A 15,297-nucleotide genomic window follows, 5' to 3' on the forward strand; every position below is an offset into this window, starting at 1 on the left:
CCTCAGGGCATTATACAAGCAATGAAGAATCCGTTCAAAGAATCTCTCCTCAAATTCCTATTTCAAGGATAAATCGTCCTGGAAATGATTATTGAGTCGCCCGTTGAAGTTCCTCCGCGAGAATAATCGCATCGGCAATTTCCCTCATGGATTTTCGAAGATTCATGCTTTGGCGTTGCATAAGACGAAATGCTTCAGGCTCTGACAATCCCCTGGAGGCCATTAAAAACCCTTTAGCACGCTCTACCAATTTTCGCACTTCCAGAGCCTCCTGCATCTCAAACGATTTTTCCATAAGCCGGGTGTGCTCAATGGCGACAGCAGATTGATTCGCAATGGCCTGAAGCGTGGTAACCTCTTCGTCTGAAAACGCATGATAACTGGAAGTATATACATTAATAACCCCAATCGGATTTTCCTTCATGAGCATGGGAATGGACAATAACGAATGCAATCCTTCCTGTTTCGCCAAATCCCGATAAAAATACCCGTCTTCTGCCTTCACATCCGCGACATACACCGGATGCTGATCCTGCACCGCCCGACCGCTCATGCTCTGACCGACCTTCAACGGTGGCTTTCGCCGGTACGCATCACTCAGGCTTTGGGTGGCGGCAATACGAAGTTCCCCCGAAGCCTGGTCGACAAGCATGATCGAGCAAATTTTTGAATTCATCAGCTGAGCCGTCATGGTGACAATTAATTGAAGGACATCCTCTATCAATCGATTAGAAGCCACCGTTTCCGAGACTTGGGAAAGGATTTCAAGTCGACGCGCTTTTTGCCGCATATCATCATACAATCTGGCATTGGCAATGGCGCCGCCGACCTGATTGGCAATGGTCAGTAGGAGCGCTAGCGTTTCCTCAGCATACCGCTTTGACCGCTTATGCTGAACATTAATGACACCGACCATTTTCCCCTTGCTCGTAATGGGGACTGACACAAACGCCTGATACCGGTCTTCCGGCAGACGATGAAAAAACTTAAATCTGGCGTCATCACTTGCATTGCGAGGAATTACCACGGGAATTTTTTCTCGTGCCACCCACCCGGTAATGCCTTCTCCCAAACCGATGGATATGCGCCCGATAAGACGGGGATGCGGATTTTTCGATGCACGCAATATAAGCTCGTCTGTTGTTTCAGAAATCAAATACAACAAGCAGGCATCCCCCTTCGTCACTTCCACAACCACTTCCACGATTTGCTTCAATACCGTTTCCAGCTCCAATGTACTACTAATAGATTCGCTGATTCGGTGAAGAATCTGCACCTCACGGGTCCGTTCCCGAACAAGGTGCTTAAGGTCTTCTATCGTCGAAGGACGGGTTGCAGCCATGTTATTTTTTCTTGGATAGATGTGGACGGCTCACGGCCTGAGGAAGAAGATCCAATCCTTTCCCACGAGAGGACTGACTGGCAGTAAACCATTGGCGAATACGTTGTCGAACCAGGGGAACGACCTTGACCTTCCCGATTGTGGTAGGTAAAACGCAATTGATTTGACCATTTACGACCTTTTTGTCGTGTTGAATGGCCCCCCAGAGCTCCATAAACGTCATGGAAGGCATGACAATGGGCAACCCAACATCCTGAATCAAGTCGCGTTGCCGCTCAACCAGCTCCTTCGTACACAACCCTAAAAAATGTGCCATTGTGGCCTCCTGCACCATGCCAATTCCTACCGCCTCTCCATGAATCCATGTTCGATAACGGCCCCAGGTTTCCAGTGCGTGGCCTACGGTGTGGCCATAATTCAAAATTCGCCTGCGTCCCGATTCCCGTTCATCTCCACCCACAACTTCAGCTTTAATTTCACAACACCGCCGAATCACTGTTGGGATGACATCCTCTGCTTGTTCCCGTAAGTCTTCAACGTGTTGTTCTAAATATTCAAAAAATTTCAGATCCGCAATCATGCCGTACTTAATCACCTCGGCTAACCCTGCTACCCATTCACGTTTTGGAAGAGATTGCAATGCCTGCGGGTCAACAACAACGACACGTGGCTGGTAAAACGCTCCGATCAAATTTTTCCCTATTGGATGGTTGACCCCTGTTTTCCCACCCACGCTTGAATCTACTTGAGCCACCAATGTCGTCGGCACTTGGACAAATGAAACTCCGCGCAGATAAACGGAGGCCGCAAACCCCGCCACATCGCCCACGACCCCTCCCCCTAAGGCTAACACCACTTCCTGCCGTTCAAGTCGTTGGGTGACCAGTTCATCCAGTATTTTTGACAACCAATACATGGATTTGGCTTTTTCTCCATCAGGTATCACCACAAGAAATGGAGAAAATCCACACCGCTTTAGGGAACGGAAAACTACCCGTCCGTAAATTTCATTGACAACTGGATTGGTCACAATAGCAACTCGCCCTGCCAATCCTACATCCTGAAGCACACGACCTATTTGAGGCAGAATATGCGGTTGAATAAGGACTTGATAACTCCGATCTCCCAAAGAAACCGGAACGTGATTCGAACTTTCAGAGGTCTTCATCTAGCGGAAGTCACCACAAAGCAGTTGTATTCCAAGAAACGATAGAAACCTGCCACGAGTGGAGCTCAGGGCAGGAGGATCAAAACGTGCGGACATATTCTTGATACGCTTCAAAATTTCTTTTCATTTCATCCAAGGTATCTCCACCAAATTTTTCAATCAGGGCATTGGCCATTTCATAGGCAATCACCGCTTCGCCCACGACGCCGGCAGCTGGAACAGTACAAATATCTGAACGCTCTACCGTGGCCTCAAACGGTTCTTTAGTTTCGATGTCCACACTGTCTTTGGGGGTATAGAGAGTCGCAATGGGTTTCATGGCCACTCGCAGAACGATCGGTTGCCCATTCGTAATACCGCCTTCCAACCCACCGGCATTGTTCGATTTTCTAATAAATTGCCCTGTGGCTTTGTCGAAATAAATGTCATCATGCACTTCAGATCCAAAACGGCGGGCCGACTCAAATCCCATGCCAATCTCTACCCCCTTCATCGCTTGAATACTCATGGCAGCAAATGCCAAGCGAGCACTTAGGCGCCGATCCCATTGAGCATAGGTCCCCAGCCCGATTGGGACGTTCGTGACCACAACCTCAAAAATTCCGCCTAAGGAATCCCCTTTATGCTTAGCTGCCCGAATCTGTTCAACCATTTTTTTTGCCGTCTCAGGGTCATGACATCGCACCTCAGATTGTTCTGCATGTTCATACGCTATCAACGGATCCTTCGGACTGGGAGCTGCGACCCCTCCAATGTTCATTGTGTAACTGACCACCCGCATATCAAACTCAGCCAGCAACGATTTCGCCACACCACCAATGGCAACCCTAATTGCTGTTTCCCTGGCACTGGCCTTTTCTAGCACATTGCGGATATCGCTGTGACCATATTTGATAGCTCCAACCAAATCTGCATGTCCCGGCCGTGGACGAGTCACCACTCGTTCAGTGGAAGGGGGACCAGGTTCGGACGCCATGATGTCCTTCCAGTTTTCCCAATCTTTATTCCAAATCAAGAGTCCTAGTGGATTTCCCAAAGTTTTCCCTTTTCGAACTCCACAAATAAACTCAATCCGGTCTTTTTCAATTCGCATCCGACCGCCACGCCCATATCCGCCCTGGCGGCGAATCAAATCCGCATTAATCCCTTCGGCCGTGACCGGCAATCCAGACGGAACCCCTTCGACCACAGCCATTAGACCTCTTCCATGAGATTCTCCCGCATTTAAATATCGCAACATGGCATTCCTTTTTGGCTCATGCCGGTAGCATGTTCCCTCTTAAGATTTTCCCATCCTGAATGACTATGACAGTCGATCCAAGTCTGTAGCTGCAGCCTTGGGATACGGATAATGATCAATCACCAAGTCCCATTGCGGAACGAGTCAAAGAACTCTCCACCGGACTGCCGGGGTACAGATTATGAAGGTTTTTTCAGCCTTTCTCAACCAGAATATTCATAATGATTATTGGATGGTGGGAAAGGAAAGAATGAAGGTTCTTGGCGAGGAAGCGCCATTCAATGAGGCGCCCGAGGAGAGGTACTCAAGGAGCACCTCTTTCTCACTGATGGTCTTAATCGTCCATCCTGAGCGATCGAGTTGAGATCCCGTTTGCACCAGAACTCGCTTCGATGGAGAGACTTGAATGATCGCCTGGTGCCCATCTCGGCCATGAATCACGCCAAGCAGTCTCCAATGCGGATTATCCAGCAAGGGAACTTTTTTCGAGTCCTTATCCGGTGGTGTCGTAACTTTAGGATTTGCTAGACGCGGCTGAGGTATCCGCTTGAAAGGGTCTCGACGACCCCCGTCATTTCGGCGGGAATTGTCCTCAACCAGACTGGATCTAATTAACCTGTTGTGGGAAGCAGTCGATGACGAGGTGCTTTCCGCAGCCACCACACCCATCTCCCCCCCCAAATTTAGCACACCCCAAACACAGACCGAGTAGCACACGAACCCTCTCAGATAGGCAGACATTGTGGTGACCCGGCTTCGAATGTCTATGCCTCCAGAATATCGCAATCCCGCCTGAGATTGATCGGTTTGCTTATGTTTTAAGCAGCTGCTGAACATGTTCAATCCCTAGGGGAGTTAACCCGTGCATCACCAGATTTGTGCTGACGAGAGGTGAATGTTCGTTGTCTGGCTTTCCGGCCAGAGTAATGGAAGGGATTTGTTCAACCCATGCAAGCTGCCGCAAATCATCCAAAAATTGAACGGTCCCTTGGAAATTCCCTTCTACTCTGAGGACAATGGGTATCGAAAATTCAGAATGCTGAAGCTGGGTTAAAGGAGGTTCAGGTTTCCATACCCGAACGGTCAAATTCCTTCGCTTTGCAATTTCGATGACATCCCTTCGAAAGATTTTTGATTCTATATTTTCAGGAAATTGTTGAACTCGAGCGGCTAAATTATCACGCAAGCTGTTGACTTCCTGCTCTATGATTTTTAGTGATTCTGTTTTTTGAGTAAGCCCTCGACTCTCCTGGTCTAGGCGAGAAACTTCCTCTTGCAATTGCTTAATCGAGTCATTCATTGTATCCCACATCAGGAAGTGAATACCCAACAGACAGACGAGCATCACTCCAAACAGGAAACTGAATCGACAACAAAGGGATAATGACTTCCACTCTACCATCATGTGGTCACCTGTTGATCCCATACAAAACGAATCATAAATGAAAAGACATCTGATTCTCCTCCCGGGTCATCAAGAATCTCCACTACAGGTAAACTCACAATAATTCCATCATTCTCCAACCCCTCCATAAATTTACCAATATCTTCTAGTGCCAATGATTGTCCCCGCAATTCCACCACCCGTGATTCAAGTTGTACTCGCTCCAACCAGATATCAAGCTTTTCAACATTTCGACTGACTCCATCGAGCATTTTGACCGGCCAAGCCTTTTCTCTCTCCTGATCATTGAGCTGCTTGATGGAGGTCATAAAGAGGACTTTTTGTTCATGAAAACCCTGCAATTTCTCGAAGCTTTTCTTTAAGTGAGCCAGATCCTGTATTTTGACTATCTTTTCCTGGACCAATGCATCAACCTGTTCTTGCAAAGATTGCGTCCACCACCAACTCGCCACACCAAAACCCATGAATACCACTATCCCCACTAGCCAACAAAACAGCCTCGAATACTCATGTGTATTAACTGGCCGCTGAAGTGAACGAGCTAAATTAATTTCAATCATGAGGAATTGCCCCACGCAATGCCGCTCCAACCGCAACACCAAATATCGGCAAAGCTTTCTGAAAGCGAGAATCCTGTTGCATCTCCTGAGGAACGTTGATTCTTTTAAACGGGTTAACCCTGGTGACAGAGAGGCCCAATGAATCAGCGAGCCTCGATTGAAGTCCCTCCAGCATCGAATAGCCCCCAGACAGGAACACGCCCTGCACCTTTCCCGTGCCAGTTCCTTCTGTAGCATGCTTGATAGTTTCAGCGATCTGCTTAATCGTTTCGTTGTAAAATTGTTCAAGGAGTAGAGTTTCCGAGGCGCCTAACTTAAAGCCATCATCCGCCGATGCCAAAGCCGGTTGCACCCCGTCAAGCAAGTCTCCATACCACTCGACCTCGTAGGATACTTGATGCGTATGCACCAGACTCCCTTCTTCCATCATCACCGAAAGAATGCCGGTTGGCCCGAGATGAATAATCATCCACGTTCCTTCATGGCCATAGTTGTAGGCAACCACATTCACCAGTGAAAAGGCATCCACGTCGACAAAACGCACGTGCATCCCTTGTCCTTCAAATTGTCGCATTTGCCCCTCTATAAATTCTTTTTTTGCTACAACGAGAACAGCTTGAACTTTTTCGTTGTCCAGGGCATCAGATTCTTTGTGTTGATACACGTCCCATACCGCACCTAGAGCATCAAGAGGAATATACCGGTCAAGCTCCAAAGCTAGGTGTTCTCGAAGATCCTTTTCCGACATATAGGGAAGCGCCAGTCTCTTTAACAAGACGTGAGGACTCGAAACCGTAATTCCCACCGCACGGGTAAAAGGTGATAACTGGGTTCGAAGAAATCGGACCAGATTTGGGTCATTCTCCAGATCAGTTTGAGAATTTTGATTACGTGTAAAGGGAAGCGATTCAAGCACAAAACCCTTTAGGATAGGGGATGTATGGCCAGGCTGTAGAGTCACCGCCTTCAACAATCGAGACCCCACATCCACGCCTGTTACATTCTGACTTTTCCACGAAAATCCTCTGACCCTCCCTACAATGCCTTCCCAAACTGTGTTCATCTTTTTTCAGTCCAACAATAATCGGCAAAGGGCCCTTGACCTCAATTGGGTTTTATCGGGATTCTTCCCATAAGTGCCATCCCCCAATATGATGTCATGCTTTTACCTAGATTTGTTGATGGTTTTACCTGGAGGCACTCACAACATCTGAGCAAGACGCCGCGAGTCGCATTCCCCCTATATTAGGGATGGCTCAATGATTCAAGACTGCTTAATGAGGGGTCAGAATCTTTGTTTCAGAAAAAAGACTACGGAAAAAATAGCAATTAAATACAAAAAATTCTGAAATTGTAGAATCTGATTCTGTCGAAAAGTCTACTCAAGGAAGAAGGGAAACTACCCTGGTGTAGCCTCTTTTGAAATTTCTCGATGGTGAATCGTGACGTCATAACCTAATGTCTTCAAAGTATCTTTCATGCATAGGACGATCGCCACCGAACGATGTCGTCCGCCCGTACACCCGAAAGCAACCGTAACATAACTTCGTTGTTCCCTTTCGAACAATGGCAACAAAAAAGTAAATAATTCCTTCAAGTGCTCGAGAAAGACCTTAGCTTCCCTTGTGTCTAAGACAAAGCGTTGAATATCGGCATGTTCCCCCGTTAATGGCTGAAGGTCGGGCACAAAATGAGGATTGCGAAGGAATCGAACATCAAAAACCATGTCCACATCGAAGGGCACCCCGAATTTATAGCCAAAACTCATGAGACTAATTTTTAGGGCTTGTCCCTCACCCCGCTCTCGATAATGTTTAATTATCCAGGCTTTAAGGTCGTGGACAGAAAATTCTGACGTATCCAGCACGCGATGGGCTCTAGCCCTGAGGCTTTGTAGCCGTTCACGCTCTAATTGTATGCCCTCAATTATGGGCCGATGCGGGAGTAATGGATGTGGACGCCGTGATTCAGAAAAACGCCTGACTAATATATCATCCTGTGCCTCTAAAAAGAGCAATTCAACTTGACAGCCATCACTCTGCAAGGCCTCAAGATTGCTTAACAAATCTTCAAAAAAAGCCCGCTCACGAATATCAATCCCCAAGGCCACCTTTTTCACATCTTTGTCTGGTTGGATACACAATTCAGTGAATTTTTGAAATAAGGCTGGCGGAAGATTATCTACACAGAAAAAGCCTAAATCTTCCAAACACTTCAAAGCTTGGGTCTTGCCAGATCCCGATGTCCCCGTCACCATCATCAATTGAAGAGGCAACGGATCGTGTTTCAAAGACGATTCAGGTATTTCCTGCGGCATCATGACGCCTTTACAATCATCGGGCATGAACCTACTCATTGACCATCCAGGTTAGCAGGAACCGGAAACTCAATGAGAACAATTATCTGAAATATTCACATTTGGGGCTAAGACCTGAAGCCCGCTGCATACAACTATGTGGGAATTCGCTTGCGTTGGCTAGCAGAAGCAATATGTAATTCAGCTCGATATTTCGCTACAGTTCGACGAGCAATCAAGATATTTTTATGACGGAGTCTGGAGACGATCTCCTGATCTTTCAACGGGTTGGCTGCATCTTCTTGTGCCACCATCTCCCGAATCATCTCACGAACAGTGACAGAGGACATATCCTCTCCACGGTTGTCAGCCCGTTGAATCCCTGCATTAAAAAAGAATTTCAGTTCAAGAATGCCCTGAGGGCAATGCAAATATTTATTGGTCGTCACCCGGCTTATTGTGGACTCGTGCATACCCACATCTTCGGCCACCTGCTTCAAGACCAATGGCCGAAGATACTGAACCCCTTTTTCTAAAAACGCTTCTTGAAACTTCACCAGGCTTTTGACGACTTTCACAATAGTTTTGTTGCGTTGATCAATGCTCCGAATAATCCACTGTGCGCCTTTCAATTTTTCCTCAAGATAGTTTTTCGTGTTCCCAGCATCTTCCCCTGAATGGGAAAGGAGTCTCCGATAATATGGACTGATTCTCAATCGAGGGAGCCCATCATCATTCAACAGCACGACCCACTCCCCTTCATACTTGACGACGTAGACATCCGGAATAATAATCGAATTACTATCCGAAAAATAAGGGCGTCCTGGCTTCGGCTCTAAACTCTCTATCACCCGGACAGCTTCATAGACTTCATCCAGAGTCACGTTCAATGTTTTGGCCACGGACTGATATCGTTTTTTCTGAAGATCAACTAAATGATCTTTCAGAATAGTCGCCACCACATTCATCGGTACCGCAGTATGCAGATGAGAGGTGAAATCAGTCTCATCATGTTGTAGATGATCTAGTTGGATCAATAGACATTCTGCTAAATCCCGTGCCGCCACTCCTGGTGGATCAAATTGCTGAATCTGGCGGAGTACCTCTTCAACATGTTCAACAGAGCATTTAGCGTCTTCAGCTAATTCGGGAAGAGGCACGCGCATATACCCGTCTTCATCCAAATTGCCAATGATCATTCTGCCAATATCCCGGTCTTCCCCTGCGAGAGATGAGAGACGGAGCTGCCAATCTAGATGCTCTTCAAGAGAAGTCGGTTTGGTAAGCGTTTGCTCATATGAAGGAAATTCTTCATCTCCCGAGTAAGCTTCATCCCGCTGAGCGGGCCGCCAGTCATTCCCTAAAATATTGTCCCACTCTTCGGAGGACAATGGTTCACCTTCCTTGACGGTTGGTTGAATTTCGGCGCCATCACCGGAAGCTTCGCTTTCGCCATCAGACTCTTTCGCCGGCTCCGAGTGCTCCTCTCCCACCGAAGCTTCTTCATCCAGGGATTCCAATGCCAAATCTTCTAAGAGGGGATTTTCCACTAAGTGTTGAGCCAGAACCTGCTGAAGCTCTAAACGAGAGAGTTGCAACAGCTTAATCGCTTGTTGCAGTTGGGGGGTCATCACCAACTTTTGAGATAACCGAAGGTCTAACCGAAGATCCATTGCAGAAACCCACTTCCTCGTTATTGGAACATTTTGAAACGCTCGCCCAGATAGACAGCCCTGGCTTTTGGACTATTTACAATGACATCAGGTGGACCACTTTCTAAAATGGTTCCTTCGCTTATTATATAGGCTCGGTCGGTAATGGAAAGCGTGTCCTGGACATTGTGGTCTGTAATCAGAATGCCGATATTTTTCTTTTTTAAATTGGTCAAAATATCTTGGATATCTCCCACCGCAATTGGATCAATCCCGGCAAACGGCTCATCTAGGAGTAAAAATTTTGGGTTTGTAGCTAGGGCCCTGGTAATCTCCAATCGTCGACGTTCTCCTCCCGAGAGGGTAAAGGAACCATGCGTACGAAGCCGAGTCAGATCCAATTCCTCTAACAATTCATCTAATCTGGTTTTTCGGGTAGAGGTGGAAAGATCTAATGTCTCCAAGACAGCTAACACATTGTCCTCAACAGAAAGCCGTCGAAAAATTGAAGCTTCTTGGGGCAAGTAACCAATTCCCTGCCTCGCTCGCTTGTACATGGGCAGGGCAGTTATTTCATGGTTGTTGAGAAATATTTCCCCATGATCTGGTTGACAGAGCCCTACGACCATATCAAAAATTGTAGTCTTACCAGCACCATTGGGTCCAAGAAGGCCAACAACTTCTCCTCCCAACAATTCCAAACTGACGCCTCTAACGACTTGACGACCCTTAAAACTCTTTTTTAAATCTTTGGCCGAAATTTTGTGAAGAGACTTCGCCACTGCTTCAGACATTGGAGTTCCTTGATTCAATCGTGCAGCTACTGATCATAGCGAATCCTGGTGCTCAACTTGATGATCGACTACCAGGCATCCTATCTGTTCGATTACACCTTGAATACTTTTTGTGAGCACATTGAAATACTTTGAACGACCCAGTAAATCTAATTTGACACTCCTGCAATTTTTAATTTTGCTCGGATTCTTCAATAATTACTTGGGTTCCACCTTCCACCACGCTACGGTTTTCTTTTAAAAACATGGTCATCTTTGGACCACTAATCCTAGTCCCTGCTTGCCAGGCTACCGGAGATCCCGTCAAAATAACCTTTTCCTCTGCTTTGTAATACAAAGCATATTGACTAGTAGCCCGACTTTCCCCTTTTTCGATTCTAACCTTACCCTTCGCTTCAATATAACTAATTTCTTTTCCCGATTCTGATTTGGCTCCTGAAGGTGTGGACGAAGGGAGATCTGAGCCTGACTTTTCTTTAAAATACACAATCATTACATCAGAATGTACTACCAGTTCACCTTGAACCATTTTGACCGACCCCTTAAAAATAGCTTGGTTTTTTTCGCTACTGGCTGTCATTGTATTGGAAGTAATGACCGTAGAGGTTTTCGGCCCTTCTGCTTTTGCTACGATGGGACCAAGAACCAAAATTAGCCAGAATATCAACCACCCAAGTGAGATCGGCGACGAAACTCTTATGGCGACACCACCTCAGCACGAACATTCTTGAGCAAATGGAATTCATTTTTATCCACGTCTCCCTCTAATCCTGTTCCAGTAATGATTAACCCATCTCCCTTGATGGTGACTTGATCCGTGGTGTAAATCTGCCGTGATTGTTCGTTCCAGGTCAGTTTATCTGAAAATACTTGAAAACCAGACTCAAATGTAATTACGGTTTTCTCGTTTTTGCTCACTAGTTCAAAATCATTATTGGAAGTATTCATGACACCTTCTTCAGAGGTGATTCGCAATTGTTCTTTCTGAAATGCACTATCGAAAAGCCGCACAAGAACCGTCTCCAGCTTAGCTACATGCTCTTTTTCAAACACCTTCGCCTGATTCGCATTTACAATCCATTTTGTGGATCCGGATTGAGTTTGGCGGTAGGTAAACCCATGAATCCAAGCATCCGCGCCCTGCTGTTCCTCTAAAGTTACAGAAGTGGTTTCCTGGCTTCGCGTTTGCATGTGATTTATCACACGATATCCAATAAATCCTGCCATACCTAAAACAAGCAAAGTTAAAATGGCCCTCGTACCATAAAATTGCATTAATACTTGCTTGGTCGAAAGACCACCCTTAGGGTAAAAAACCCATAAAAAAGAATAGCACAGGGTCCAGGCCAAGTAAATAAAAGACCTTAACCCTGTGAAGTATCGAAAGCGGAGAGAAGAAACTATGTTGAAGAAACGGAAGCAGTGAAAAATTAAATTTTAAAAGGCGTAGTCCTGTTCATTCCTAACTGGACGGAGAAGAAGCAACCACTTTCTCGGGTTCATTCCCTTTTTCGACCAATTCAATAGCTACCAGTTTTGCAGCATCACCTGGTCGTTGGCGAGTTTTAATGATCCTTGTATACCCACCGTTTCGTTCAGGAAAGCGCTTGGCAACATCATCAAAAAGTTTTTGAACAGTTTGCTTGGTCCGTAACACACGCAAGGCCCCACGCCTGGCTTGAAGAGTTCCCTGCTTCCCAAGCGTAATCAACCTATCAGTGATACCACGTAGCTCTTTCGCTTTGGCCTCCGTGGTTTCAATTCGCTCATGTTCCATGAGCGATGTCACCATATTCCTGAATAATGCCAACCGATGCTTGCTATTTCGTCCTAATTGTCTTCCGCGTTTTCGATGACGCACAATACACGTCCTTTGAAAAAAGTTAGGTATGGGATTCTGTTACTTCGCTCACTTTGGTTCCTAAGGCCAACCCCATTTCTGCTAGGACCTCTTTAATTTCATTTAAGGATTTTTTACCAAAGTTTTTGGTCTTCAACATTTCATTTTCGCTTTTTTGTACTAAATCACCTATAGATTTAATATTAGCATTTTTCAGGCAATTTGCAGCGCGAACCGAAAGCTCCAATTCATTCACACTTCGAAATAGATGTTGATTGATCAACAACTTGCTCTCATCTCCGCCTTCTTCTGGAGCCGGCTCACCCCTCTCCTCAGAGGGGAGGCAAATATCCAAATGGTCGCGAAGAATTCCTGCTGCTGAAGTGACAGCTTCCTGTGGAGATATGCTTCCGTCCGTCCAGACTTCAAGAATCAGTTTATCGTAATCCGTAATCCGACCAACTCGAGCACTTTCTACGCTGAAATTCACCCGTTTAATGGGAGAGAAAACAGAGTCTACCGGAATGACACCAATTGGCAACCCCTCTTCTTTATTTCGTTCTGCGGGGACATACCCACGTCCTGGCTTCACAATAAGTTCAATATCTAACATCCCATCTTTATCTAAAGTAGCAATATGAAAATCCGGATTCAAGATCACCACGTCCGGGTCTACGGAAAAATCTGCGGCGAACACCTCGCCGGGGCCCTTCTTTTTCAAACGGATGGCCTTAGCCTTATCAGAATGTAAACGCAACCGCAATGCTTTAATGTTCAAAATGAGAATAGTGACATCCTCAGTCACCCCTGGTATGGTCGAAAACTCATGATACACTCCTTCAATTTTTACGGAGGTGACAGCCGCCCCAGGAAGCGAAGAGAGTAAAACCCGCCTGAGGGAATTCCCCATTGTAGTTCCAAAACCTCGTTCAAATGGCTCAGCCGTAAACCTGCCATAAGTAGGTGAAGCAGTGTCCTTTTCCAATTCCAGCTTCGTTGGTATTTGGAAATCCTTCATGCTATTTATCATAAGGATCGCGTCTCCCTTTCTTGGTCCCAAGGCCATGTAAGTGATCAATTCGCAACATCCGCTCTATCTCCGGCATTACAATTACCGTGAGTACAGCTCCACTACAATTTGTTCATTGACCAATACATCAATGTCCTGCTTAGTGGGAATGGCTTGGACGGTACCCTTTAAGATATTTCGCTCCATCTCTAACCAATTGGGCACTCCTCGGCCACTAGTAATTTCTAAAGCGGCTTGGACCGGTACAAGCTGACGACTCTTTTCCTTGATTTCGATAATATCCCCAATGTTCACAGTCACCGAAGCAATTGTGACCTTTCTGCCATTCAACATCACATGACCGTGATTGACCAACTGTCTGGCTTGGCCACGTGATGAGGCAAATCCTAGTCGATAGACAACGTTATCAAGTCTGCGTTCAAGCAGGCTCAACAAATGCTCGCCTGTTATTCCCTTCCGGCGAACCGCTCGGTGGTAGGTATTGAGGAATTGCCGTTCCTGCATACCATACACGCGTCGAAGCTTTTGTTTTTCCCTTAGCTGAGTACCGTATTCCGTCGCACGCCCTCGGCGCGACTGCCCATGCTGCCCAGGTGGATAACTTCTGCGCTCAATGGCGCATTTCTCCGTCATACACCTGGTCCCTTTCAAAAACAGCTTTACTCCTTCACGCCGACATAACCGACAAACCGGACCAGTATACTTGGCCATGGACTTTCTCCCCCTATCTCCAGTTCACGAGAAAACGATAATTTAAAAAGATCCCTCGAAAAAATTAGACTCGTCTTCGTTTTGGAGGCCGACACCCATTATGGGGAATCGGTGTCACATCACGAATAAGATTGACCCGCAAGCCAGCTGATTGAAGTGCCCTTACTGCGGCTTCACGTCCAGATCCAGGGCCATTGACATAGACATCCACTTGTCGTAAGCCAAACTCCATGGCCTTTTTGGCAGCGACTTCACCGGCACGCGTAGCAGCAAAAGGGGTACTCTTCCTGGATCCCTTAAATCCCTGGCTACCTGCACTAGCCCAGGTTACAGCCCCACCGGTCATGTCCGTGATCGTTACAATAGTATTATTGAAAGAGGCCATGATATGCACGATCCCAACTTGTAAAACTTTTCTTTCCTTCTTTTTTCCCTTTTTAACACTCATGAGAGTTCCCTTTCAGCAGCTTATTTCCTGACTTTTCCGCCGATCGCTCCACGTCGACCTTTTCTCGTTCGTGAGTTTGTTTTCGTCCTTTGGCCTCTCACAGGTAAACCCTTCCGATGTCGTAACCCTCGATAAGTGCCAATATCCATCAAACGCTTGATACTCATCGTGATCTCTTTTCTTAGGTCACCCTCTACGTCGTAATCCTTATCAATTGTCTCACGCAATCGGACAACCTCATCTTCATGGAGATCCTTCACCCTTGTTTCAGGAGCCACTCCTGTCTTTCGTAATATATCTCGCGAACTGGCCGGACCAATCCCAAAAATATAAGTTAATCCAACGTCAATCCGTTTTCCTACCGGCAACTCTACGCCTGCGATTCGAGCCATTGCTTACTTTCCTCTCTTCTTTGGGGATTAAGGTAATCAATCCCTACCGAACATCAACGCATCTTAGCCTTGCCGCTGCTTGTGTTTGGGGTTTGTACAGAGCACCCTTACAACCCCTTTGCGGCGAATGACCTTACATTTAACACAAATAGGTTTTACTGATGATTTGACTTTCACGATAACAACCTCTATTTAAACCGATAGGTAATCCGTCCACGAGTCAGGTCATATGGAGATAGTTCCACTGTCACCTTATCTCCTGGCAAAATTCTTATAAAATGCATTCGCATCTTCCCGGAAATATGAGCTAAAATCTTATGCCCGTTTTCCAACTGAACCCGAAACATCGCATTCGGCAAAGTTTCCGTAACCGACCCTTGAACTTCAATAATGTCTTCTTTCCCCATGAGGAAATTTAC

19 protein-coding genes are annotated in these 15,297 nt (G+C 46.3%); all 19 read right to left on the reverse strand.

Annotated elements, in window-relative coordinates:
* Positions 1 to 88: 88 nt before the first annotated feature.
* Positions 89 to 1,342 (reverse strand): GAF domain-containing protein, encoded by a 1,254-nt coding sequence (locus H6750_03470; protein ID MCB9773371.1) that lies wholly within the window; start codon positions 1,340 to 1,342, stop codon positions 89 to 91.
* Between the two features lies 1 nt (position 1,343).
* Positions 1,344 to 2,510 carry a 3-dehydroquinate synthase gene (locus tag H6750_03475; protein MCB9773372.1) on the reverse strand — a complete coding sequence of 389 codons (1,167 nt, stop codon included), beginning with the start codon at positions 2,508 to 2,510 and terminating at the stop codon, positions 1,344 to 1,346.
* Positions 2,511 to 2,589: 79 nt separating this feature from the next.
* Positions 2,590 to 3,750 carry a chorismate synthase gene (aroC, locus tag H6750_03480; GenBank protein ID MCB9773373.1) on the reverse strand — a complete coding sequence of 387 codons (1,161 nt, stop codon included), beginning with the start codon at positions 3,748 to 3,750 and terminating at the stop codon, positions 2,590 to 2,592.
* 225 nt (positions 3,751 to 3,975) lie between these two features.
* Positions 3,976 to 4,587: a hypothetical protein gene (locus H6750_03485; protein ID MCB9773374.1), complete on the reverse strand. Its 612-nt coding sequence runs from the start codon at positions 4,585 to 4,587 to the stop codon at positions 3,976 to 3,978.
* A complete protein-coding gene (gene pilO, locus H6750_03490; protein MCB9773375.1) occupies positions 4,562 to 5,155 on the reverse strand; it encodes a type 4a pilus biogenesis protein PilO in 594 nt (197 codons plus the stop codon). The genes H6750_03485 and pilO overlap by 26 nt, the downstream gene beginning before the upstream one ends.
* Entirely contained in the window at positions 5,152 to 5,619 is a 468-nt protein-coding gene (locus H6750_03495) for a PilN domain-containing protein (protein MCB9773376.1), read from the reverse strand. Before H6750_03495 ends, pilO begins: the two co-directional genes overlap by 4 nt.
* A gap of 88 nt (positions 5,620 to 5,707) precedes the next feature.
* Positions 5,708 to 6,778, reverse strand: a complete 1,071-nt coding sequence (pilM, locus tag H6750_03500; GenBank protein ID MCB9773377.1) for a pilus assembly protein PilM — start codon at positions 6,776 to 6,778, stop codon at positions 5,708 to 5,710.
* A 336-nt stretch (positions 6,779 to 7,114) separates the two neighbouring features.
* Complete coding sequence (gene rapZ, locus H6750_03505; protein ID MCB9773378.1) at positions 7,115 to 8,032, reverse strand: RNase adapter RapZ; 918 nt, start codon at positions 8,030 to 8,032, stop codon at positions 7,115 to 7,117.
* Between the two features lie 134 nt (positions 8,033 to 8,166).
* Positions 8,167 to 9,684 carry an RNA polymerase factor sigma-54 gene (gene rpoN, locus H6750_03510; protein ID MCB9773379.1) on the reverse strand — a complete coding sequence of 506 codons (1,518 nt, stop codon included), beginning with the start codon at positions 9,682 to 9,684 and terminating at the stop codon, positions 8,167 to 8,169.
* Between the two features lie 20 nt (positions 9,685 to 9,704).
* Positions 9,705 to 10,457, reverse strand: a complete 753-nt coding sequence (lptB, locus tag H6750_03515; GenBank protein ID MCB9773380.1) for an LPS export ABC transporter ATP-binding protein — start codon at positions 10,455 to 10,457, stop codon at positions 9,705 to 9,707.
* 172 nt (positions 10,458 to 10,629) lie between these two features.
* The gene (locus H6750_03520; protein ID MCB9773381.1) at positions 10,630 to 11,106 is read right to left on the reverse strand and encodes a hypothetical protein; all 477 of its coding nucleotides are present in this window, start codon (positions 11,104 to 11,106) and stop codon (positions 10,630 to 10,632) included.
* A gap of 47 nt (positions 11,107 to 11,153) precedes the next feature.
* A complete protein-coding gene (lptC, locus tag H6750_03525; protein MCB9773382.1) occupies positions 11,154 to 11,807 on the reverse strand; it encodes an LPS export ABC transporter periplasmic protein LptC in 654 nt (217 codons plus the stop codon).
* Positions 11,808 to 11,919: 112 nt separating this feature from the next.
* Positions 11,920 to 12,318, reverse strand: coding sequence for a 50S ribosomal protein L17 (gene rplQ, locus H6750_03530; protein ID MCB9773383.1), 399 nt, complete (start codon positions 12,316 to 12,318; stop codon positions 11,920 to 11,922).
* 22 nt (positions 12,319 to 12,340) lie between these two features.
* The gene (locus H6750_03535; protein ID MCB9773384.1) at positions 12,341 to 13,315 is read right to left on the reverse strand and encodes a DNA-directed RNA polymerase subunit alpha; all 975 of its coding nucleotides are present in this window, start codon (positions 13,313 to 13,315) and stop codon (positions 12,341 to 12,343) included.
* A 93-nt stretch (positions 13,316 to 13,408) separates the two neighbouring features.
* Positions 13,409 to 14,038: a 30S ribosomal protein S4 gene (gene rpsD, locus H6750_03540; GenBank protein ID MCB9773385.1), complete on the reverse strand. Its 630-nt coding sequence runs from the start codon at positions 14,036 to 14,038 to the stop codon at positions 13,409 to 13,411.
* Positions 14,039 to 14,102: 64 nt separating this feature from the next.
* Positions 14,103 to 14,486, reverse strand: a complete 384-nt coding sequence (gene rpsK / locus H6750_03545; GenBank protein MCB9773386.1) for a 30S ribosomal protein S11 — start codon at positions 14,484 to 14,486, stop codon at positions 14,103 to 14,105.
* A gap of 20 nt (positions 14,487 to 14,506) precedes the next feature.
* Complete coding sequence (rpsM, locus tag H6750_03550) at positions 14,507 to 14,878, reverse strand: 30S ribosomal protein S13 (protein ID MCB9773387.1); 372 nt, start codon at positions 14,876 to 14,878, stop codon at positions 14,507 to 14,509.
* Positions 14,879 to 14,941: 63 nt separating this feature from the next.
* A complete protein-coding gene (gene rpmJ / locus H6750_03555; GenBank protein ID MCB9773388.1) occupies positions 14,942 to 15,055 on the reverse strand; it encodes a 50S ribosomal protein L36 in 114 nt (37 codons plus the stop codon).
* An 11-nt stretch (positions 15,056 to 15,066) separates the two neighbouring features.
* A complete protein-coding gene (gene infA / locus H6750_03560) occupies positions 15,067 to 15,285 on the reverse strand; it encodes a translation initiation factor IF-1 (protein MCB9773389.1) in 219 nt (72 codons plus the stop codon).
* Positions 15,286 to 15,297 lie beyond the last annotated feature (12 nt).

Source organism: Nitrospiraceae bacterium, assembly GCA_020632595.1.
Classification (GTDB): domain Bacteria; phylum Nitrospirota; class Nitrospiria; order Nitrospirales; family UBA8639; genus Nitrospira_E.